Genomic DNA, 22434 nt, shown 5'->3' with positions numbered 1-22434 from the left:
ATTTGGGATGCAAAAAAAGTGTATTCGACCGAATAGAGAGAATATGAGACATAGCCGAAAGGGGTTGGATACAAAAATGAAATTGGAATCGTTGATTGAAAAAGCAACCCAATTTGATGAAGTAACGGTCGCTATTGCAGCTGCTGAGGATGAAGATATCCTTGAAGCAGTACAGGCAGCCATAAGTAGAGAGCTTGCTCGCTTCTTGTTGTTTGGAAACAAAGAAAAGATTGAGGAAATACTTGAGGAAAGATTTCCGAATATCGTAGGTAATGAAAGGCTAAAAATTGTTCATACGCCAACGAATCAATTAGCTACTGAAAGGGCAGTGAAAGCTGTTTCTTTAAATGAAGCGAATGTATTAATGAAGGGAAATGTCCCTACAGCGACGTTGTTAAAGGCAGTATTGAATAAAGATTTTGGTTTAAGAACAGGAAATGTTCTTTCTCATGTTGCCGTTTTTGAAGTTCCGAACTTTGACCGCTTTATTTTTGTAACTGATGCTGCGATGAACATCGCTCCGGATCTAGGGCAGAAGGTCCAAATTATTCATAATTCTGTACAAATCGCTCGCAGAATAGGAATCGAACGTCCACTTGTTGCCCCAATTGCAGCTGTAGAGGTTGTTAATCCTGATATGCCAGCAACAACTGATGCTGCATTACTTACACAAATGAATCGAAGAGGTCAAATTAAAGATTGTTTAGTTGATGGACCCCTTGCATTGGACAATGCGATTTCGATAGCTGCAGCAGAGCATAAAGGAATTGAAAGTGAAGTAGCGGGTCGGGCAGATATTTTATTTGTACCAACTATCGAAGTTGGGAATGCCCTTTATAAATCGTTAACCTACTTTGCAAACGCAAAGGTTGGGGCAGTTATTGCAGGTGCAAAAGCACCAATCGTATTAACTTCCCGTGCAGATTCTGCTGAGAGTAAACTCTATTCGCTAGCTGTAGCCATTTGTTCAGCAAACCATGAAATAAGATAAGCACTATAAACCTAAATAATAATACTAAGTCTGAGGAGAGATACAACATGGAAATTTTCAAATACATGGAAACTTACGATTACGAGCAGTTAGTATTTTGCCAAGATAAACAATCTGGTCTAAAAGCCATTATTGCCATTCATGATACAACATTAGGACCTGCTTTAGGTGGGACAAGAATGTGGACTTATGAATCAGAAGAAGCTGCAATCGAAGATGCTCTTCGTCTAGCAAAGGGTATGACATATAAAAATGCCGCTGCTGGATTGAACTTAGGTGGGGGAAAAACCGTTATTATCGGAGATCCGCGCAAAGATAAAAGTGAAGAACTATTCCGTGCTTTCGGTCGTTATATCCAAGGATTGAATGGTCGTTATATTACTGCTGAGGATGTAGGAACAACTGTTGCAGATATGGACTTAATCCATGAAGAAACAGATTACGTTACTGGAATTTCTCCAGCATTCGGTTCTTCGGGAAATCCTTCACCTGTTACAGCGTACGGTGTTTACCGTGGGATGAAGGCTGCTGCGAAGGAAGCATTCGGCAATGATTCTCTTGAAGGTAAAGTCATTGCGGTTCAAGGTGTTGGAAACGTTGCGTATAATTTATGCCGTCATCTCCATGAAGAAGGCGCTCAACTAATTGTCACGGACATTAATAAAGAAGCTGTCCAAAGAGCAGTTGAAGAGTTTGGTGCAAAAGCAGTTGAGCCGAACGAAATTTACAGTGTAGATTGCGATATCTATGCTCCTTGTGCTTTAGGTGCCACTATCAATGATGATACAATTCCACAAATCAAAGCGAAGGTTATTGCTGGAGCAGCAAATAATCAGTTAAAGGATACTCGTCACGGCGACATCATTCATGAAATGGGCATTATTTATGCTCCTGACTATGTTATCAATGCTGGTGGAGTTATTAATGTAGCTGACGAACTTTATGGATATAATCGTGACCGTGCGATGAAGAGAGTAGAAACGATTTATCAAAACATCGAAAAGGTTATCGATATTTCTAAGCGTGATGGTATTCCTACTTATAAAGCAGCAGACAGAATGGCGGAAGAACGAATTGAAAAAATGCGTAACTCTCGCAGTCAATTCTTACAAAATGGTCACCATATCTTAAGTAGAAGATAACAAGACAAGGAAAAAAGGCTGAATGGAGATTTTGGAGTTCAGCTTTTTTTCCATGCAAATAGATGTTTTTGTATTCTAATTGGAGGTTTACGTTGTGTCGGATTTAAACAATCGAATTCTCGTTATTAATCCCGGTTCTACTTCAACGAAAATTGGAGTTTTCGATAATGAAGTACCTATTTTTGAGAAAACAATTCGTCATGATCAAGAGGTCCTTAGTCAGTTCAACAATATCATTGAACAATACGAATTCCGTAAGAATGTGATATTAGAATCATTGGACATTGAAGGGATCAATATATCAAAGTTGAAAGCTGTTTGTGGACGCGGAGGGTTACTTCGCCCGATAGAAGGTGGAACATATCGGGTCAATGAAGAAATGCTGACGGATTTACGAGCCGGCTATGCTGGAGAGCATGCTTCCAATTTAGGTGGAATTATTGCCCATGAAATTGCCTCTGGATTGAATATTCCTGCGTATATTGTCGATCCTGTAGTTGTAGACGAATTAGCCCCAGTTGCACGAATTTCAGGCTTTGCTTTAATCGAAAGAAAAAGCATTTTTCACGCATTAAATCAAAAGGCTGTGGCAAGACGAGTTGCAAAAGAATTAGGAAGAAAATATGAAGAGCTAAATTTAATTGTCGCTCATATGGGTGGCGGTATCACTGTAGGAGTTCATAAGCAAGGAAGAGTTGTGGATGTGAACAATGGACTTCACGGAGATGGTCCTTTCAGTCCTGAGCGTGCGGGTACAGTCCCTGCAGGTGACTTAGTTGCCCTTTGTTATTCAGGTGAGTACTACTATGATGAGATGATGAAGAAGCTAGTCGGTCAAGGTGGATTAGTTGGCTATTTAAATACAAATGATGCAATTACGGTTGAAAAAATGATTGAAAGCGGCGATGAAACTGCGAGTTTAGTTTATACGGCTATGGCTTATCAAGTAGCAAAAGAAATTGGCTCAGCGAGTGTCGTTCTTTCAGGGAAAGTGGATGCCATTGTTTTAACAGGCGGCTTAGCATACGGGAAAGAATTTGTTCGTTCGATAAGTGATCAAGTCAACTGGATTGCGGATGTCATTGTTCAACCTGGAGAGAATGAACTTCAGGCGTTAGCAGAAGGCGCTCTTCGAGTGTTACGAGGGGAAGAAGAAGAAAAACAATATCCGAATCCGATAAAAAAAGGCGAGACGGTTCTTAAAGGGAGGTAATGAAATGGCAGAAGAATACGATTTAGTCGTTCTCGGTGGAGGCACAGGAGGATATGTGGCTGCAATCCGTGCTTCACAGCTTGGATTAAAGACAGCCATTGTTGAAAAATCAAAACTTGGTGGAACATGTTTACATAAAGGATGTATTCCAAGTAAGGCATTGCTAAGAAGTGCTGAAGTTTTTGCAACAGCAAAGAAGAGCGAAGAGTTTGGAGTCGTAACAGGAGACGTTACATTAAATTTTGGCAAGGTTCAAGAAAGAAAAAATAACATAGTTGAACAGCTTCATAAAGGGGTTCAACACTTGATGAAGCAAGGGAAAATCGATGTTTATGAAGGGATTGGAAGAATTTTAGGTCCATCAATTTTTTCTCCAATGCCTGGCACCATTTCCGTTGAACAAAATAACGGCGAAGATAATGCGATGCTAATTCCGAAAAATGTCATTGTCGCAACAGGCTCTAGACCACGTTCTCTTCCTGGTTTGGAAATTGACGGAGATGTTGTCATGACTTCTGATGAAGCATTGCAAATGGAGTCACTTCCAAAATCAATCATTATCGTTGGTGGAGGAGTTATCGGAATCGAATGGGCTTCCATGCTTGCAGATTTCGGTGTTGAAGTAACGGTTATCGAGTATGCAGACCGTATTATTCCAACAGAGGATAAGGAAATTTCTAAAGAAATGCAGCGTTTATTCAAGAAACGTAAGATTAACGTTGTGACAAGTGCAAAGGTATTGCCTGAAACACTTCAAAAAGGAGATGGAGTAACAATTTCCGCTGAGGTGAAAGGTGAAGTAAAAGCGTTTCAAGCAGAAAAAATGCTTGTATCTGTTGGACGTATAGCGAATGTCGAAGGAATTGGAATTGAAAACACTGAGATTCAAATCGATAAAGGTGTCATCGTAACGAATCAATTTTATCAAACAAAAGAATCTCATATTTATGCGATTGGTGATTGTATCGGTGGATTACAGCTTGCTCATGTTGCATCTCATGAAGGAATTGTCGCAGTTGAACATATTGCTGGGGAAAAGCCAGAACCGATTGACTATCGTTTGATTTCTAAATGTATATACAGCTCACCAGAGGTAGCGAGTGTTGGCTATACTGAGGATGAAGCGAAAGAAAAAGGCTTTAATGTGAAGGTTGGCAAATTTTCATTCCGCGCTATTGGAAAAGCACTTGTTTTTGGCGAATCAGATGGTTTTGTTAAAATGATCGCTGATCAAGATACAAATGATATTTTAGGTGTTCATATGATTGGTCCACACGTGACTGATATGATTTCTGAAGCTGGATTGGCACAAGTATTGGATGCTACGCCGTGGGAGGTTGCTCACACGATTCATCCACATCCAACTTTATCTGAAGCAATTGGTGAAGCTGCTTTAGCTGTAGATGGCAAAGCAATCCATGGATAATTGAATCGAGTGGCTGTTTTCGTAAGAAAGTTGTTAAAATCTTACTGCCGATTTTAACGTAGAAATAGCCATTTGGTACATCGTAACTAGTTTGTAAGCTCTTTTCTCATTCATTTATCATCAGTTTTTATTGAAAACAAAGATAAATTCATTGATTTATTAGCTCCAAAAGCAACAAAGGTTGAGAAAAGAGCCTATTAAAATTTTTCTCGGGAGGGAATTAAATTGGTTGAAAATCGTCATAGTGCTCTCGGTTTAAGTGATGAGCAGGTGTTAAATATGTATGAAACGATGCTTCTAGCAAGACGTATTGATGAACGGATGTGGCTTCTAAACCGTGCTGGGAAGATTCCATTCGTAATCTCTTGTCAAGGTCAGGAGGCAGCTCAAGTAGGTGCTGCTTTCGCGTTAGATAAGGGAAAAGACTATGTTTTACCATACTACCGTGACATGGGTGTTGTTTTAACATTTGGGATGACAGCAAAAGACTTAATGCTTTCAGGCTTTGCGAAGGCTGAAGATCCGAATTCAGGCGGACGTCAAATGCCAGGACATTTTGGACAAAAGAAAAACCGTATTGTTACAGGTTCTTCTCCTGTAACAACGCAGGTTCCACATGCTGTTGGTGTTGCTTTAGCTGGAAAAATGGAAGGGAAAGACCTTGTTACTTTTGTAACCTTTGGTGAAGGTTCATCGAACCAAGGAGATTTCCACGAAGGTGCAAACTTTGCTGGTGTTCATAAGCTTCCGGTTATTTTTATGTGTGAGAACAATAAATATGCAATCTCCGTTCCGATTGAAAAACAGCTAGCATGTGAAAAAGTATCGGATCGTGCAATTGGCTATGGCATGCCAGGAATTACGGTAGATGGAAATGATCCATTAGAGGTGTATCAAGCTGTGAAAGAGGCGGCTGACCGTGGTCGTCGTGGCGAAGGCCCTACCTTAGTTGAGACAGTTTCTTATCGATTAACACCGCATTCATCTGATGATGATGATCGTAGCTATCGCGCTCCAGATGAAGTGGCTGAAGCGAAAACGAAGGATCCAATTATCACTTTTGGTGCGTATTTGAAAGAGACAGGTGTCATGGATGATGCGAAGGAAAAAGAAATCAATGATGCTGTCATGAAAATCGTGAACGAGGCAACAGATTACGCGGAAAATGCTCCATATGCAGAAGCAGAATATGCAATGAAGCATGTGTACGCAGAGTAAGGGGGAATGTGAAATGGCAGTCATTTCTTATATAGATGCAGTAACGATGGCTATTCGAGAGGAAATGGAAAGAGATCCGAAGGTGTTCGTTCTAGGTGAAGACGTTGGAAAAAAAGGTGGCGTTTTTAAAGCGACCCAAGGGTTATACGAACAATTTGGGGAAGACCGTGTAATGGATACTCCATTAGCTGAATCTGCAATCGCAGGTGTCGGTATTGGGGCAGCGATGTACGGCATGCGTCCAATTGCTGAAATGCAATTTGCTGATTTTATTATGCCTGCTGTGAACCAAATTATTTCTGAGGCTGCTAAAATTCGCTACCGGTCGAACAACGATTGGAATTGTCCAATTGTCATCCGTGCTCCGTACGGTGGTGGCGTTCACGGTGCGTTGTATCATTCACAATCAGTTGAAGCGGTATTTGCGAATCAACCAGGTCTTAAAATTGTCATGCCTTCTACTCCTTATGATGTAAAAGGATTATTAAAGGCGGCAATTCGTGATGAGGATCCAGTTCTCTTTTTCGAGCATAAAAGAGCTTATCGCCTAATCAAGGGTGAAGTTCCGGTGGATGATTATGTTCTTCCGATCGGGAAAGCTGATGTAAAACGTGAAGGCGAAGATATCACCGTTATTACGTACGGCTTATGTGTGCATTTTGCTCTACAGGCAGCAGAGCGACTTGCGAGTGATGGGATTTCTGCTCATATTTTAGATCTAAGAACGATATATCCGCTTGATAAGGAAGCGATTATTGAAGCGGCCCGTAAGACAGGTAAAGTATTACTTGTTACAGAGGATAATAAAGAAGGCAGCATTATTAGCGAAGTATCAGCGATTATTGCAGAGAATTGCCTATTCGATTTAGATGCTCCGATCAAGCGATTAGCTGGCCCAGATGTGCCGGCAATGCCTTATGCACCAACAATGGAAAAATATTTTATGGTGAATCCTGATAAAGTTGAAAAGGCCATGAGAGAGTTGGCTGAATTTTAAATAGCAATGTTCGAGGATGAAGGAGGTTATTCGAATTGGCAATTGAACAAATTAAGATGCCTCAATTAGGGGAAAGTGTAACAGAGGGAACAATTAGTAAATGGCTCGTTTCTGTTGGAGATAAAGTGAATAAGTATGATCCACTGGCTGAAGTAATGACGGATAAGGTCAATGCAGAGGTCCCATCTTCTTTTTCTGGAGTGATTAAGGAATTGATCGCTGGAGAGGGAGATACGTTGGCTGTTGGTGAAATCATTTGTACAATCGAGGTTGAAGGTGGCGCAACGGAAACTGTAGAACAAGCTGCTACTACACCTGAGGAAACAACTGCCATTACAGCTGAGCAAGACGTGAGCAATAAGGCTCGCTATTCACCTGCTGTCCTAAAGCTTTCACAGGAGCATGGAATTGACTTAAATCTTGTGCAAGGAACTGGTGCTGGTGGACGTATTACGAGAAAAGATATTTTAAAAGTGGTTGAATCTGGTCAAATTCCAACGGCTACTGAAGTCCCAGCACAGTCTAGCAAGGTTGAGGCAGCCGCTCCAACTGCACCTGTGGCTTCTGCTAAGCCAGCTGCGGCACCTAGCATTCCTGTTGCGACAGGAGATGTGGAAATACCGGTTACTGGTGTGCGTAAAGCAATTGCGACGAATATGCTTCGCAGTAAGCATGAAATTCCTCATGCTTGGACAATGATCGAGGTTGATGTTACAAACCTTGTAGACTACCGTAACGCTCTTAAAAATGAATTTAAGGCTAAGGAAGGCTTCAATTTAACATTCTTCGCCTTCTTTGTAAAAGCTGTTGCGCAAGCGTTAAAAGAATTCCCACAAATGAATTCGATGTGGGCAGGCGATAAAATTGTTCAGAAAAAAGACATTAATATTTCTATCGCGGTTGCAACAGAGGATGCTCTATTTGTTCCTGTTATTAAAGCTGCTGATGAAAAGACAATCAAAGGAATTGCCCGAGAAATTACGGAGTATGCTTCAAAGGTACGCAGTGGCAAATTAACTGGTGAAGATATGCAAGGTGGAACATTCACAGTTAATAACACAGGATCTTTTGGTTCTGTTCAATCAATGGGGATTATCAACTATCCGCAGGCTGCGATTTTACAAGTAGAGTCCATTGTAAAACGACCTGTCGTGATTAATGGCATGATTGCTGTTAGAGATATGGTAAATCTATGCTTATCTCTAGACCATCGTGTTCTTGATGGACTTGTGTGTGGTCGATTCCTTCAAAGAGTAAAAGAGATTCTAGAAAACACGAGTAAAGAAAATACTTCGATATATTAAGATGAAAGTCGCTGTGGAAACAGCGGCTTTTTTCGATCCTTCTGTTCATTGCGAGAAAGCTGTCTGTGTACTACAATAGAATTATCTAAGAATAATTTGAATTTTAATAATATTAAGGTAGAACAGTTTCAGGGAGGAGAGGCTTGAATGGGGATGAAGGAAATGCGAGACCAGTCTTTTCCAAGCGCCAGCTTAGAGGATTGGAAGGCAAAAAGTGAAGAGTCTCTAAAAGGAAGAACGATCGAAACCCTAGCTAAAGATATATATGAAGAGATTAAAATGAAACCGCTTTATACTCGTCAAGATCAAACTGTGGCGAGTCCATTTCCTGCTCAAGGCGATTTCAGAAGAGGTGTATATGCTCTTGGTTATGTAAGTCAGGAATGGAAAGTTGCACAAAAAATCCATGTAGATGAACTAAAAGTGTCGCTCCAAAAGGCAATGGAGAAGGGACAAACGGCTATCTCTTTTGAGGTAAATGATGTCATTTTAACTCAGCTAGAGGATTTAGAAGAATTTCACGGACATTATCCTTATAGTTTGAATGGGAAAGCGTATCATGGTCGCTTACTAGATACGGTCAGTAGATTCGCCTCTGCTGTGGAGGGAACCGGTTTTATTGCACAGGACCCGATTGCTATTTTAGCTGAAAATGGAGCAGCTGAAGACAACGTGAACGTGGCATACAAAGAACTATACGAAGCTATCTCTAAGGCAGCACAGACCTTGCCCAATGTGCGGACGATTTTAGTAGATACGACACCATATCACAATGGCGGGGCAAATGCCGTTCAGGAACTCGCGATTGCGATTAGTACAGGTGTGACGCATATCGAGGAGTTATCATCTCGTGGTCTCTCATTGGACACGATTTTATCCAAACTTGTCTTTCAGTTTTCCATTGGGGCGAATTTTTTCATGGAAGTGGCGAAGCTAAGGGCAGCGAGAATCCTTTGGAGCAAAGTAACAGAAGCGTACGGGGCAGTAAGTCAAGGAATGATGATTTCAGCAACTACCTCAAGTTATACGAAAACAGTTTTTGATCCATATGTTAATATGCTTCGGGCTGGGAATGAAGCTTTTGCGGCAGTCCTAGGAGGGGTGCAATATTTACATGTTAGTCCTTTCAATGAGCCTGAAGGTGCAGCAACAGAATTTTCGGAGCGGATCGCACGCAATACCCAGTTGATTCTAAGAGAAGAAGCACATTTAACGATGACAATTGATCCAGCAGGTGGTTCCTGGTACATCGAGCATTTAACGAATGAGCTTGCAGACAAAGCATGGCAGTTATTCCTCGGAATCGATGAAAAGGGCGGTATCTTAGAAGGACTAAAACAGGGCTGGATTCAGTCAGAGATTGCGAGTGTTCGTGAGAAAAGAGAGACGGCAGTTTCTACTAGAAAGCAGACAATCGTAGGGACGAATAAGTATGCTGATTTAAGAGGAGACTCACTAGATGTCCAGGGACAGCCAGGTGATAAAGCAACAGGATTCATTGAACCAATTCCTCAAGGAAGATTAGCTGAGCCTTTTGAGCGCTTGCGTAAAAAAGCGACTCTATTAAAGGAAAAAGGAATCTCACCAGTTGTTGGGCTAATCACTTTAGGAGATGTAAAGTCTTATAAAATGCGGATGGATTTTATCCAAGGATTTCTTTCGCCGGGGGGAATTGAGTCAAAAGTGAGTGGAGAAATTCTAAAGGCAGAGGCCGCTGAAGAATTCATCAAGGAAACAAATCTCCAACACTATATTATTTGTGGTTCGAATGAACAATATGAAGCTTTCGGATTAGCGGTAGCCGAACAACTAAAGGTGACTTATCATAATGTTCAGCTCTATTTGGCAGGTATCCCAGAAGAAAAAGCCAAATGGGAACAATCCGGAATCAAAGATTTTATCCATGTGAAAAGTAATTGCTATGAAACTCTTTCTTATCTTCTAGCTGATATGGAGGTGGGAGCCGATGACTAAGCCGAATTTTAAAAGTGTTTCTCTATTTTCAGAGAAACAACCATCAAAGGAAGATTGGCAAAAGAAAGCGGAACAGGAAATCGATGAAGCGATAGAGGAACTAATATTTGCTACCAATGAAAATATTCAGATCAAGCCTCTATATACAGATGAGGATCGTGTTGGTTTAGAGCAGTTAGACCATTTACCAGGATTACCTCCATATACAAGAGGACCGTATCCGACGATGTATGTGAATCGTCCGTGGACGGTCCGGCAATATGCAGGCTTTTCTACCGCCGAAGAGAGCAATGCTTTTTATCGCAGAAATTTAGCAATGGGGCAAAAGGGACTTTCTGTTGCCTTTGATTTGGCGACACATCGTGGCTATGATTCTGATCATCCTCGTGTAGTAGGTGATGTGGGGAAAGCGGGTGTCGCGATTGATTCGGTTCTCGATATGAAGACATTGTTTGATGGGATTCCCCTTGATCAAATGTCAGTCTCGATGACGATGAATGGAGCAGTATTACCGATTATGGCTTTTTATATTGTGACAGCAGAAGAGCAAGGTGTCACGCAAGATAAACTGTCAGGAACGATTCAAAATGATATTTTAAAAGAATATATGGTTCGCAATACGTATATTTATCCACCTGAGATGTCAATGAAAGTGATTGCCGACATTTTTGAATACACATCAAAATTTATGCCGAAGTTTAATAGCATTAGTATTTCTGGCTATCATATGCAGGAAGCTGGTGCCCCAGCTGATATTGAATTAGCCTATACGCTCGCTGATGGATTAGAGTATGTGCGAACAGGGCTAAAAGCGGGCATTCCAATTGATTCCTTTGCGCCACGCCTATCATTCTTTTGGGCAATCGGAATGAACTATTTTATGGAAGTAGCAAAAATGAGAGCAGCACGCTTGATCTGGGCAAAAATGATGCAGTCCTTTGAACCGAAAAATCCGAAGTCGCTTGCTTTACGAACGCATTCGCAAACATCCGGATGGAGCTTAACGGAGCAGGATCCGTTTAATAACGTCACGCGGACTTTGATTGAAGCACACGCAGCAGCGATGGGTCACACCCAGTCACTTCATACAAATGCACTCGATGAAGCGATTGCGCTCCCGACTGATTTTTCAGCAAGAATCGCTCGTAATACTCAACTATTTTTACAAGAGGAGACGGGAATCACGGATGTTATTGATCCTTGGGGTGGTTCCTATTATGTAGAAGCCTTAACAGACCAGCTCGTACAGCGGGCATGGGAGCATATTGAGGAAATTGAGAATTTAGGTGGAATGGCAAAGGCGATTGAAACGGGACTTCCAAAAATGAAAATTGAAGAGGCTGCAGCAAAGCGTCAAGCGCAAATTGACTCAGGGAAAGAGACGATAATAGGGGTCAATAAATATCGTCTAGATAAGGAAGAGCCGATAGAAATTCTCGACATCGATAATACAGCAGTTCGCTTAAGACAAATTGAAAAACTTGAACAATTGAAGAAAAATCGTGATGAATCTAAGGTGCTAGAAGCATTGGCAGCTATTACGTTTGCGGCAGAAACCGGTGAGGGGAATTTACTGGAGCTGGCTGTCGAGGCGGCAAGAGTGAGGGCAACCTTAGGGGAAATTTCGTATGCGATAGAAAAAGTAGTCAATCGCCATAAGGCAGTCATTCGTTCCATTTCGGGTGTGTATAGCTCAGCATTTTCTAATGAGGAAGAGATTGCAGAAATTCAGCGAATGACGGAAGAGTTTTTAGAAAATGAAGGTCGTAGACCAAGAATATTAATCGCGAAAATGGGTCAGGATGGGCATGATCGTGGAGCAAAGGTCATTTCAACTGCATTTGCCGACTTAGGCTTTGATGTGGATATTGGTCCATTGTTCCAAACTCCAGAAGAGACAGCGTTGCAAGCGGTAGAAAATGATGTTCATGTTATAGGCATGAGCTCTTTGACCGCAGGTCACAAGACCCTGCTTCCGCAATTAATCGAGGAATTAAAAAAGCTTGGTCGTAAAGATATTCTCGTAGTAGTTGGTGGCGTTATTCCCGCACAGGATTACGAGTTCCTTTATGCCAATGGGGCAGCTGCAATTTTTGGACCAGGAACAGTAATTCCAGTTGCAGCGCAAAAGGTCGTTCGAGCTATTTATGAAAGACTTGGCTATGAGGAAGTGTCGAGCTAAATGACAAATGATAAGAAGCCAGAATGGACAGATCCAGAGCACCCTGAAAAGTTTTCTACTGTTGTACGAAAAGGGGTTGAAGGTGTGCAAACTGAGTGGTTTGATAAAAAAACTGTTCGGTTTCAAAAAAAGAGTGCGAGCGGACTATCTGTAGAAGAGCTTTATTCAGGGGTACTAAATGGAGAGCGCAAATCTTTAGCAAGAGCGATTACTCTGATTGAGAGCAATGCTGAGCATCATTTCAAGCAAGCACAGGAACTTTTGCAATTGCTTCTTCCTCATTCAGGGAAAGCTTTGCGTATTGGAATTACTGGAGTACCGGGTGCAGGGAAAAGTACGTTTATTGAAGCTTTCGGGAGCTATCTTTGTAGTTTAGGAATGAAGGTCGCTGTCCTTGCAGTCGACCCGAGTTCCAAAATTAGTGGAGGAAGTATTCTAGGAGATAAAACGCGGATGGAGCAGCTTGCTCGAAATCCACGAGCTTTTATTCGTCCTTCACCTTCAAGCGGGAAATTAGGCGGTGTCCATCGAAAAACACGAGAAACGATGCTCATTTGTGAGGCTGCTGGTTTTGATGTGATTTTAATCGAAACGGTTGGCGTCGGACAAAGTGAAGTCATTGTTCGTGAAATGGTCGATTTCTTTATGCTCCTTGTTTTAACAGGAGCTGGGGATGAGCTTCAAGGTATGAAAAAGGGCATCATGGAACTGGCTGATGGAATTTTTATCAACAAAGCGGACGGAGTTAATAAAAAAAACGCGGAAAAAACAATGAAAGAATATAATCAAATTCTCCATTTTTTACAACCAGCCACAAAGGGATGGGGAACCAAAGCGTATACGTGTTCCGCCCTTTATGATGAAGGGATTAAAAACGTTTGGGAGACAGTTAAAGACTTTGAGGAAACAACAAAAAAGTCGGGCGTATTTGAAGAGCGACGTCGAGCACAAACGAAGGAATGGCTGAGAGCGATGATTATCGATCAGCTACAAACAGACTTTTTCTATCATCCAGTTGTAAAGGATTTACTTCCGAAATTCGAAAATGAAGTGATTGCCGGTAGTACAACGGTTACTTCCGCGGTGGCGAGTCTTTTTGAAAAATACTTTGAAGCGAAATAATGACCGACCCCTTCTTCAAAATTCTAAATGGATTCTGAGGAAGGGGGCTTCTTGTTAATAAGGATAAAAAGAGCCACCATATATTCATGGCAGCCAATTAGGGGTAATTATGGGATAGATGTTGCTTATGGTGTATATACCCAATCCTAGATTGCCTAAACCTTGTTTTTTCGAATAATTTTATTTGTAAAGGATGTACGTATATTGGTATCATGTAGAGGAGATAAATACTTACTTGAAATAAGGGAGCGATATAGATGAACATGGATTTTAATTTATTCATGAATGATGTTGTTCGCCAAGCGAGACAAGAAATTGTTGCTGCGGGTTATAAAGAATTGGCAACTCCAGAGCAAGTTGACGAAGCATTACAACAAAAAGGGACAACACTTGTAATGGTCAATTCAGTTTGTGGATGTGCAGGTGGTATTGCTCGTCCAGCGGCTATGCACTCCCTACATTATGATAAGAGACCTGATCAATTAGTGACTGTCTTTGCTGGTCAAGATAAGGAAGCGACTGAAAAGGCACGTTCTTACTTTACTGGTTATCCGCCATCCTCACCGTCTTTCGCATTATTAAAGGATGGAAAGCTAGTTACTATGGTTGAGCGTCATGATATTGAAGGTCATGGTCCAATGGAAGTTGTGCAAAAGCTACAGGATGCATTCGAACAGTATTGTGAAGAAGTATAATAATATCTAGACTTTTAAACCTCGGTTATTCCGAGGTTTTTTTTCATATTAAGAACCGGTTATTCCAAATACTAATCGTATGTAGTAAAATTCACAATGTAATAAGTTTATTTGTATTTCAAGCATTTGATTCTAGAAGTACACCAAAACAATTTTGGGGGATTTTATGAAATTTAAGATAGGTTATCGTACGATTAAGACTGCATTAGGAACAACTCTATCTATTTTTCTAGCTCAAGCAATTGGACTTACCAATTTTGCCTCAGCTGGTATCTTAACGATTCTGTGCATTAAACCAACGAAGGTAAAATCAGTGAAAGCATCCTTAGATAGAGTCCTTGCTTGTCTGATAGCGATGGGTTTTTCGACTCTATTTTTTGAGGGAATTACATATCATCCGCTTACGATTGGGTTAATGCTGCTATTTTTTATCCCAACAGCGGTGTTTTTTAAGGTACAAGAAGGAATCGTGTCTAGCAGTGTTATCATTTTTCATATCTATAATGCGAAGAATGTCACGATTGGTTTGCTCTTAAATGAGATCGGGATTGTACTTATTGGGGTTGGGATGGCCCTTGTAATGAATTTGTATATGCCGAGTGCTGAGAAAAAGTTACTCGAGTATCAGGATAAACTAGAACAGAATTTCAGCAAAATTATGATGGAAATTGTCCATTATTTAAGGACAAATGATAATCGTTGGGATGGAAAAGAGCTAACATCGACCGCAAGCTTGATAGATGAAGCAAAAGCATTAGCCTTTCGAGATGTAGAAAATCATTTCCGCCGGAATGAAAATCTCTACTATCATTATTTTAAAATGAGGGAAAAGCAGTTTGAGATCATTGAAAGGATTCTTGTTCTTATTGCAGCACTTCCGATCACGGTTGTTCAAGGAAAAATGATCGCCGATTTCTTAGAAGAGCTCTCCGGTTACATTTGTCCTGGTGAGGTCCCGCAGAACTTTCTTGAAAAGCTATTGGACATGAGGGAACAATTTCAAAAAATGGAGCTTCCGAAAACGCGCGAGGAATTCGAAGTTCGTGCAACACTACTTCAAATCACAAAAGAAATTGAACAATATTTAATCCTTAAAAACTTTTTCAAATCGTTAAAAAGAGAAAAGAAAAAGTATCGAAAAGGTAGTGTGGAATTGAATTAATATACAATTAAAGCAATTGTCTGGATCTGAATTTATAGGATTAAATGGTTAAGTTAAGAACAACAATGATGGAATTTATCATAAAAAAAGACTTAGAAAACAGCGAAAAAATGTTGTTTTCTAAGTCTTTTTTTAGTTCATTCAAACAGCTTTGAGTTTATGTATCTAAAAATTTTGAATTTTAAATTATTTGTATTGTTATGCGCAATCCATTCGTATATAATGAAAAAAAGTCAATGCTTCAAAAAATTCAGATAATTAAAGTGTGAACTTTATGAGTCCAGTTTTTTTATGGTAAACGTATGTCTAATGCCATCTTGGAATGGGGGTAAATGAACGATGGGTTCCGTCAAGAATATCATTTATAAAAAAATAGATGATTTTAAGGATATAGATAAAGTTGTTGACCTCCAGGCTGAAATTTGGGGTAAGGATACCGTTTCTCCCAAGCCTCAGCTGATCGCTTCCATTCACCATGGAGGGATCGTCATTGGAGCCTTTGATGGTGAAAGATTAGTTGGTTTCTGCTACGGATTTCCTGGTTTCAAGGATGGCGAGACGTATTTAATCTCACACATGGCTGGAATATTAGCAAGCTATCAAAATGAAGGAATAGGCTATCAACTAAAAGTAAAGCAGCGAGATTGGGCGATAAACTATGGCTATAAAAAGATTGTCTGGACCTTTGATCCATTGGAAATTAGAAATGGTTATTTTAACATTCATAAGTTAGGTGCTTATTCGAAGCGTTATTTTGCCTCCTACTATGGTGAGATGGAAGATAACTTGAATAAAGGGCTACCTACAGACCGTTTATTAATAGAGTGGGAGATTTGTTCGAAGCGGGTGGTAAGGACTCTTTTAGCTGAAAGAGAGAAACAAACTGAATCAGAGTATAAGCTGTTGTTCGGCTGGGAAGAAAAGGAGGACAATTTTCCAATACCAGTAAAGACTGAGCTTTTGATTAGCGAGCAGGAAAGTGGATATTTGGTTCCGGTTCCATCCGACATCCAAGTGATTAAAAAACGGACATCCGAAGGGGCATATGCGTGGAGATACGCAGTACGCGGAGCGATTAGTACAGCATTTTCAAAAGGATTTGTTGTGACAGGAGTTAAAAGAAATCCAAATTCTATGCTTCATTTTTACATACTTGAAAATAAGTTGGCGGAGGATTGACGTGATGAACGAAATCCATGATTGGGTGAGAGAACAAGAGGAAACGATCAAATCAACCTATCATTACCTTCATACAAATGCTGAAATTAGTTGGAAGGAAGTTGAAACGACAAAGTTTCTTTGTTCACAGTTAGAACAAATAGGTATTCCGTATGAAACGTTCCAAGATCATACAGGAGTAGTAGGTTACTGGGGCAATAAGTCTGAAGGTCCAACAGTTGGAATTAGGGCCGATATGGATGCATTATGGCAGCTTGTTGATGGAAAGTGGCAGGCAAATCACTCTTGTGGTCATGATGGGCATATGACTATGGTCCTTCATACCATTAGATGTTTGAAGGAAATCGGATTTACGCCAAACGGACTCTTAAAAGTTATTTTTCAACCGGCTGAGGAATCAGGAAAGGGAGCACAAGCTATCATTGATGCAGGAGTAGTAGATGATCTCAATTTTCTCTTAGGTTTACATGTTCGACCCATTCAGGAAATGCCATTTGGTAAGGCATCTCCCGCAATTTATCACGGGGCAACGACATTATTAAAGGGTGAAATTAAAGGTGTGCAAGCTCATGGTGCAAGACCGAATCTTGGAATAAACGTCGTTGATTCACTAGCGTCCATTATCCAAGCTGTAAATTCTATCAACATTGACCCGACTGTTTCAGCTTCAGTAAAAGTAACAATGGTTAAAGCAGGTGGAGCAAATCTAAATATTATTTCAGACTTCGCTGAATTTGGTATTGATGTTCGAGCAGAGAGGAATGAAGTGATGGACGAACTGCTTGAGAAGGTTTTCCATGCAGTAGTAACGGCAGGTTCAATTAATTTCGCTGAGGTAAAGCTTGAAGCGGAGGCCTCCATGGTAGCCGCAGAGTCAAGTCCATATTTTGAAGGAATTGTTAGAGAAGCCATTGTGGAAGCTCTTGGTGAGGCGGGGCTGGCCAAAGTACCTGTTACTCCAGGAGGAGAGGATTTTCATTTTTACAAAGAATACTTCCCAAACTTGGAAGCAACGATGGTGGGATTAGGAACTGATCTATCCCCAGGGTTGCACCATCCGAAAATGAACTTTAACCCAGACGCTCTTTTAAATGGAGTGAAAATCTTAAGCCATGCATTGGTAAAGGTATTTGAGACCAACCACCAGTAATCCTAAGAAAGGGTTTAATTTGATGGAACTATATACAGAAAAAATTAGAAAGAACTATAACACGTTTACAAAAAGGCAAAAAGTGATTGCTAAATACATAATTGATTTTCCAAAGGAAGTGGCTTTACAAACAGCAAAGCAAAGCGGGAAATCTTGTGGGGTTAGTGAAACGACAGTCATTCGCTTATGTTATCTTTTAGGTTATTCCGGATACAGCGAGCTTCAGAAAGAGATTCAAACGAACTTGCTGGAAGATACGAATTATAAAAACCCCATCGAAAATTTTCGAAAAATGTCTAGTTCGCTCAAAGATACTAATCTGATTCAATATGTGATAGAGCAGGATAATGCCTATATAAAAGCGACATTAGAGGATATTGATATAAATCAATTTCAAAAAGCAGTTGAAAAACTTATAGAAACAGAGAATCGAATTGTTCTTGGTTTTCGCCCTTCTTACGGTCCTGCGAACTGGTTCATGTTTGCACTCAATATAGTAATTGGAAATACAACACTTTATCGTGGTGAAATTGAGGATGCAAATTATTTGTTATCCTCGGTTGACGAAAACACAGCTGTTGTTGCTATTACCTTCCCGCGCTACATCCAAGAAACCTTCTCCTTTGTAAAAGCGGCCAAGAAAAAAGGTGCGTTCATTATTGCGATAACGGACGATCAATTATCACCTATTGGTCAATATGCAGACATCTTATTTAAGGTTATTGCACCAACGCCGATTCCTTTAAAAGGAATTACTCCCACATTCTCTCTTTTAAACTTACTTGTAACAAGTATCGCTGCTTCAGAAAATCCAAAAGTGCAAAATCATTTGGCTAGCTATGATCAAAATAGCACTGAATATTATCCATTTACGAAAACCGAGAAAATGGATGAAGAATTAAGGAGTGAAGCTAATGAGTATTGAACTTTCTACTAAAATAGCACATAGCAAACTAGTAGTTGACGGTCACTTTGACTTATTAATGGATGTGCAAATTCAGAGAGAGAGAGGGAGAACAAAGGTCATTGAGTCGGACTATTATCCTCGTTTTGTGGAAGGAGGGGTAAATGTCATTGTCGCATCTCTATTTATAGAGAGTAGCTTTTTACCAGAAATGGCATTGAGAAAGGCATTAAGTCAAATTAGTTCCTTGTATGAAGAGGTTAATGAATCACCTGATAAGCTAATGATTTGTTATTCAGGTGAAGATATGAATATTGCGAAGCAAGAGAATAAAATTGGTTTTCTTCTATCACTTGAAGGTGCTGAGCCTATCGGAACGGATCTCAGTTTATTGCGGGTGTTTTATGAACTGGGCGTTCGTAATCTTGGCTTGGTGTGGAGCCGCAGGAATGCAGTTGGTGATGGTAGTTTCTTTCAACCGACAAAAGAAGGCAAAAAAGGAGGGATTAGTAGTTTCGGTGTAAAGGTCATTGAAGAAGCGGAAAAGTTGGGGATCGTGATTGATGTCTCCCATTTAAATGATGAAGGCTTCTGGGATGTCATAGAGATTGCAAAAAATCCAGTGATTGCATCTCATTCTAATGTTCGCTCTATCTGCCAAACAATGCGTAATCTAACTGATGAACAAATTAAGGCAATAGCGGCAACAAATGGAGTAATTGGTGTAAATGCTGCAAGCATGCTTGTTGGCGATGATGATCAAAGTTCAACAATGGAACAGTTGCTAGACCATCTCGATCATCTTATCAAAGTGGCGGGAATTCAGCATGTGGGACTTGGACTTGATCTTTGCGAGGACGTTATGAAATATGTTTCGCTGGATGAATTGGCTAGTTTTCCTCGAAAACCATTTGATGTTGTTCCTGGTCATCGGTCTATTCCTATCTTTGTTGAAGGACTCTTAAAACGTGGGTATACAGAAGATGATTTAGAAGCACTATTGGGGAAAAATTTTCAAAGGATTTTCAATTAAGGAGGAAACATCATGACCAATAAGCCAATTTCCATACAGGAAGTGACCCTACACCGTATGGTTATGCGATTAAAAGATCCCTTCACCACGAGCTTTGGCACATTTCAAGATAAAGAGTTTTTTGTAATTGAAATGGAGGATGAATCAGGATGTAGTGGATTTGGAGAGTCCGTTGCATTTTCCAGTCCTTGGTACAGCGAGGAAACGGTTGAAACCAACAAACATATTATGGAGAATTTCTTGATACCCTTATTACTCGAATCCCCAATCGACCATCCAGATGAAGTGTCGAAGCGATTTGAACCCATTCGCCGAAACAATATGGCGAAATCTGGATTAGAAGGTGCCGTATGGGATCTATATGCTAAACGAAACCACACCCCTTTATATAATGCTTTAGGTGGAACGAAGCAGCAAATCGATGTAGGAATTAGTATTGGGATTCAACCGACAGCGAAAGAGCTCGTAAATGTAGTTGAAGGATTCGTGAATGAAGGCTACAAACGTATGAAGATAAAAATTAAACCTGGTGCGGATTACGAGATGTTAAAAGAAGTAAGAAAATATTTTCCTGATATTTTACTTATGGCAGATGCCAATTCTGCCTATACGTTAGCGGATATAGACATGCTAAGGAAACTTGATGAACTTAATTTAATGATGATTGAACAACCACTTTCCCATGATGATATTGTGGATCACGCCAAATTACAGTCTGTTTTATCAACTCCGATTTGTTTAGATGAAAGCATTCATTCAGTAGAGGATGCCAGAAAAGCGGTTGAGTTAGGTAGTTGTGAAATTATTAATATAAAAATTGGTCGTGTTGGTGGGCTGACGGAATCCAAGAAAATCCATGACTATTGTGCTGAAAAAGGAATTGCTGTCTGGTGTGGTGGAATGCTTGAAGCTGGAATTGGGCGGGCACACAACATTGCTTTGACAACCCTACCACAATTTATTTTACCAGGAGACACAGCAGGTTCATCTAGGTATTGGGAGAAAGACATTATTGATCCAGAAGTCTTTGTAGATAAGGGTGTCATTCATGTGCCAAGTAAACCAGGGATTGGTTACGAGGTCAATCGTGAAGTGCTAGAGTCTTACCGAGTGGAGAAAACAGTCTATTCAAAGAATAATATCTTAGCCTAGATATTCGGTTTGGAGGCAATGGTTGTAAGCTTTTTGCCGATTTTACTTTTAGCGAGACATTTTGATTAGGGATTATGAGTTGTACTATTGTACAAATTTATAATAAAAAAATATCGGAAAAGGGAGAGGTTTTTAATGACGTTAAGTACAGTTACTCGTGAGTTTGAACAGTATTGTGAAGAGTTGGTAGAAAAATTTGAGATTCCAGGCTTTTCAATTGGGCTCGCAAAAGAAGGTCAATTATTTTATGAAAAAGGTTATGGGTATCGTGACGTCGCCAATAAGCTCCCGTTGTCATCCGATACGGTATTTGGAATTGGATCGGTCACCAAATCGTTTACAGCTGTAGCCATCATGCAATTACAAGAGGCTGGAAAGCTTAACGTGAATGACCCTGTAATCAAATATTTACCAGAATTTAAGACTCCAAATGAAGAGTACACAAAGCTAATGACTATTCATCATTTCTTGACACATACATCTGGCTTACCACCAATTCCAACTTTATTCAAAGCTTTGAGCAAGAGCATTGCTAATGATCCAAAGTTTGATGATGAGGGTCAAACAGAAGGCGATATTGGAAAAGTAGAGGCGGAAGCATCAAAGGAACCTGGCGCAAGTGTAGATACGTACGAAGAGTTAATGGCTGATATCGCCAGCCAGGAGTTTACTTTACTCGGAGCACCTGGAACAGAGTTTAGTTATTCGAATGATTGTTATTCACTCTTAGGGACCATTGTTGAAAGAGTAAGTGGAATTACTTACGAAGATTATGTAAAGGAATATATTTTAGAACCTGCTGGAATGAAGAATAGTGTCTTTCATCTGGAAGAATTAGATGGTCACGATGATGTTACTTGCCTTTATAATTCTCGCACAAAAGATGGGGAAACGATTATTTTTGAATCGAATAATCCATGGGATGCACCATCGATGAGGGCAGCCGGATTCTTGAAATCAACTGTGAACGATATGCTTAAATACGCTGAAATCTACCGTAATCAAGGTAAGGTAGGAGATGCACAACTCCTTACGCCAGAAAGTGTTGAATTAATGACAACACCATACATTGAGTGTGAAAAAGGCCACTACTATGGGTATGGTGTTATGGTTATACCTGATTTTTACGGACATAAACTAATTGAGCATGGTGGCTCTATTAAAGGAGTTGCAGCACAATTGAATATTCTCCCAGAATTAGGACTAACAGGGGCGGCATTTGCAAATCTAGCAGGTGTGCCGTCTACTAAACTATTATTTAGTGCCTTTAATGATCAATTAGGAAAACCAGTTAAAGAATCTTATGTATCTTACGATGAAGTCGAGCTTTCAGAAGAGGAAATAAAGCAATATGAAGGTGTATATGCTTCTGGTGAAGGTGCTAACTATACCGTGTCTGTTGTAGATGGCAAGCTTCAAATTAGCGCTGATGGAATGGAGTTAAAGGGTATCACTCCAATTGGTGAAGATTCATTTATGGTGCCCTTTAGAGAAGCAGAGTTGGGGCTCCGTTTTATAAGAGATGAAGAAGAAAACGTGATTCGTTTAGCATTTGGATATCGACAATCAGTTAAAGTCGAATAAGGAGGA

At 40.2% G+C, this 22434-nt stretch carries 18 protein-coding genes; all 18 read left to right on the top strand.

Annotated elements, in window-relative coordinates:
- Nucleotides 1–76: 76 nt before the first annotated feature.
- Nucleotides 77–991, top strand: coding sequence for a phosphate butyryltransferase (yqiS, locus tag FAR12_RS04805; RefSeq protein WP_246010291.1), 915 nt, complete (start codon nucleotides 77–79; stop codon nucleotides 989–991).
- A gap of 47 nt (nucleotides 992–1038) precedes the next feature.
- A complete protein-coding gene (gene bcd / locus FAR12_RS04800) occupies nucleotides 1039–2133 on the top strand; it encodes a branched-chain amino acid dehydrogenase (protein WP_126406912.1) in 1095 nt (364 codons plus the stop codon).
- A gap of 94 nt (nucleotides 2134–2227) precedes the next feature.
- On the top strand, nucleotides 2228–3346 hold the full coding sequence (gene buk, locus FAR12_RS04795) for a butyrate kinase (protein WP_126406910.1): 1119 nt from the start codon (nucleotides 2228–2230) through the stop codon (nucleotides 3344–3346).
- 4 nt (nucleotides 3347–3350) lie between these two features.
- Nucleotides 3351–4772 (top strand): dihydrolipoyl dehydrogenase, encoded by a 1422-nt coding sequence (gene lpdA, locus FAR12_RS04790; protein ID WP_126406908.1) that lies wholly within the window; start codon nucleotides 3351–3353, stop codon nucleotides 4770–4772.
- Between the two features lie 225 nt (nucleotides 4773–4997).
- The gene (locus FAR12_RS04785) at nucleotides 4998–5990 is read left to right on the top strand and encodes a thiamine pyrophosphate-dependent dehydrogenase E1 component subunit alpha (protein WP_126406906.1); all 993 of its coding nucleotides are present in this window, start codon (nucleotides 4998–5000) and stop codon (nucleotides 5988–5990) included.
- Between the two features lie 13 nt (nucleotides 5991–6003).
- Nucleotides 6004–6987 (top strand): alpha-ketoacid dehydrogenase subunit beta, encoded by a 984-nt coding sequence (locus FAR12_RS04780; protein ID WP_126406904.1) that lies wholly within the window; start codon nucleotides 6004–6006, stop codon nucleotides 6985–6987.
- A gap of 35 nt (nucleotides 6988–7022) precedes the next feature.
- Nucleotides 7023–8291: a dihydrolipoamide acetyltransferase family protein gene (locus FAR12_RS04775; RefSeq protein WP_126406902.1), complete on the top strand. Its 1269-nt coding sequence runs from the start codon at nucleotides 7023–7025 to the stop codon at nucleotides 8289–8291.
- Nucleotides 8292–8438: 147 nt separating this feature from the next.
- On the top strand, nucleotides 8439–10265 hold the full coding sequence (locus tag FAR12_RS04770; RefSeq protein ID WP_170972103.1) for a methylmalonyl-CoA mutase subunit beta: 1827 nt from the start codon (nucleotides 8439–8441) through the stop codon (nucleotides 10263–10265).
- Nucleotides 10258–12447 carry a methylmalonyl-CoA mutase gene (scpA, locus tag FAR12_RS04765; protein ID WP_126406900.1) on the top strand — a complete coding sequence of 730 codons (2190 nt, stop codon included), beginning with the start codon at nucleotides 10258–10260 and terminating at the stop codon, nucleotides 12445–12447. Before FAR12_RS04770 ends, scpA begins: the two co-directional genes overlap by 8 nt.
- Nucleotides 12448–13569 carry a methylmalonyl Co-A mutase-associated GTPase MeaB gene (meaB, locus tag FAR12_RS04760; RefSeq protein WP_126406898.1) on the top strand — a complete coding sequence of 374 codons (1122 nt, stop codon included), beginning with the start codon at nucleotides 12448–12450 and terminating at the stop codon, nucleotides 13567–13569.
- Between the two features lie 257 nt (nucleotides 13570–13826).
- Nucleotides 13827–14264: a BrxA/BrxB family bacilliredoxin gene (locus FAR12_RS04755; RefSeq protein ID WP_126406896.1), complete on the top strand. Its 438-nt coding sequence runs from the start codon at nucleotides 13827–13829 to the stop codon at nucleotides 14262–14264.
- 166 nt (nucleotides 14265–14430) lie between these two features.
- Entirely contained in the window at nucleotides 14431–15426 is a 996-nt protein-coding gene (locus FAR12_RS04750) for an aromatic acid exporter family protein (protein ID WP_126406894.1), read from the top strand.
- Nucleotides 15427–15765: 339 nt separating this feature from the next.
- Nucleotides 15766–16605: a GNAT family N-acetyltransferase gene (locus FAR12_RS04745; protein WP_126406892.1), complete on the top strand. Its 840-nt coding sequence runs from the start codon at nucleotides 15766–15768 to the stop codon at nucleotides 16603–16605.
- A 4-nt stretch (nucleotides 16606–16609) separates the two neighbouring features.
- Nucleotides 16610–17755, top strand: a complete 1146-nt coding sequence (locus tag FAR12_RS04740; RefSeq protein ID WP_126406890.1) for a M20 peptidase aminoacylase family protein — start codon at nucleotides 16610–16612, stop codon at nucleotides 17753–17755.
- A gap of 22 nt (nucleotides 17756–17777) precedes the next feature.
- Nucleotides 17778–18680 (top strand): MurR/RpiR family transcriptional regulator, encoded by a 903-nt coding sequence (locus FAR12_RS04735; RefSeq protein ID WP_126406888.1) that lies wholly within the window; start codon nucleotides 17778–17780, stop codon nucleotides 18678–18680.
- A complete protein-coding gene (locus tag FAR12_RS04730) occupies nucleotides 18670–19692 on the top strand; it encodes a dipeptidase (RefSeq protein WP_126406886.1) in 1023 nt (340 codons plus the stop codon). Before FAR12_RS04735 ends, FAR12_RS04730 begins: the two co-directional genes overlap by 11 nt.
- 12 nt (nucleotides 19693–19704) lie before the next feature.
- Nucleotides 19705–20844, top strand: a complete 1140-nt coding sequence (menC, locus tag FAR12_RS04725; RefSeq protein WP_170972101.1) for an o-succinylbenzoate synthase — start codon at nucleotides 19705–19707, stop codon at nucleotides 20842–20844.
- 135 nt (nucleotides 20845–20979) lie between these two features.
- Entirely contained in the window at nucleotides 20980–22428 is a 1449-nt protein-coding gene (locus FAR12_RS04720; RefSeq protein ID WP_126406884.1) for a serine hydrolase domain-containing protein, read from the top strand.
- Nucleotides 22429–22434: the final 6 nt, after the last annotated feature.

It is taken from the genome of Bacillus yapensis (genome assembly GCF_005280205.1).
In the GTDB taxonomy this organism is placed as follows: Bacteria; Bacillota; Bacilli; order Bacillales; family Cytobacillaceae; genus Robertmurraya; species Robertmurraya yapensis.
Note: the sequence above shows the minus strand (reverse complement) of the source record. Positions and strands in the feature narration are given on the sequence as shown.

Coding starts and splice junctions, on each gene's coding strand:
- FAR12_RS04750 (WP_126406894.1), top strand. CDS start 14,431: ATGAAATTTAAGATAGGTTATCGTACGATTAAGACTGCATTAGGAACA.
- meaB (WP_126406898.1), top strand. CDS start 12,448: ATGACAAATGATAAGAAGCCAGAATGGACAGATCCAGAGCACCCTGAA.
- FAR12_RS04780 (WP_126406904.1), top strand. CDS start 6,004: ATGGCAGTCATTTCTTATATAGATGCAGTAACGATGGCTATTCGAGAG.
- FAR12_RS04745 (WP_126406892.1), top strand. CDS start 15,766: ATGGGTTCCGTCAAGAATATCATTTATAAAAAAATAGATGATTTTAAG.
- FAR12_RS04735 (WP_126406888.1), top strand. CDS start 17,778: ATGGAACTATATACAGAAAAAATTAGAAAGAACTATAACACGTTTACA.
- menC (WP_170972101.1), top strand. CDS start 19,705: ATGACCAATAAGCCAATTTCCATACAGGAAGTGACCCTACACCGTATG.
- bcd (WP_126406912.1), top strand. CDS start 1,039: ATGGAAATTTTCAAATACATGGAAACTTACGATTACGAGCAGTTAGTA.
- FAR12_RS04740 (WP_126406890.1), top strand. CDS start 16,610: ATGAACGAAATCCATGATTGGGTGAGAGAACAAGAGGAAACGATCAAA.
- yqiS (WP_246010291.1), top strand. CDS start 77: ATGAAATTGGAATCGTTGATTGAAAAAGCAACCCAATTTGATGAAGTA.
- FAR12_RS04770 (WP_170972103.1), top strand. CDS start 8,439: ATGGGGATGAAGGAAATGCGAGACCAGTCTTTTCCAAGCGCCAGCTTA.
- FAR12_RS04720 (WP_126406884.1), top strand. CDS start 20,980: ATGACGTTAAGTACAGTTACTCGTGAGTTTGAACAGTATTGTGAAGAG.
- lpdA (WP_126406908.1), top strand. CDS start 3,351: ATGGCAGAAGAATACGATTTAGTCGTTCTCGGTGGAGGCACAGGAGGA.
- FAR12_RS04755 (WP_126406896.1), top strand. CDS start 13,827: ATGAACATGGATTTTAATTTATTCATGAATGATGTTGTTCGCCAAGCG.
- scpA (WP_126406900.1), top strand. CDS start 10,258: ATGACTAAGCCGAATTTTAAAAGTGTTTCTCTATTTTCAGAGAAACAA.
- FAR12_RS04730 (WP_126406886.1), top strand. CDS start 18,670: ATGAGTATTGAACTTTCTACTAAAATAGCACATAGCAAACTAGTAGTT.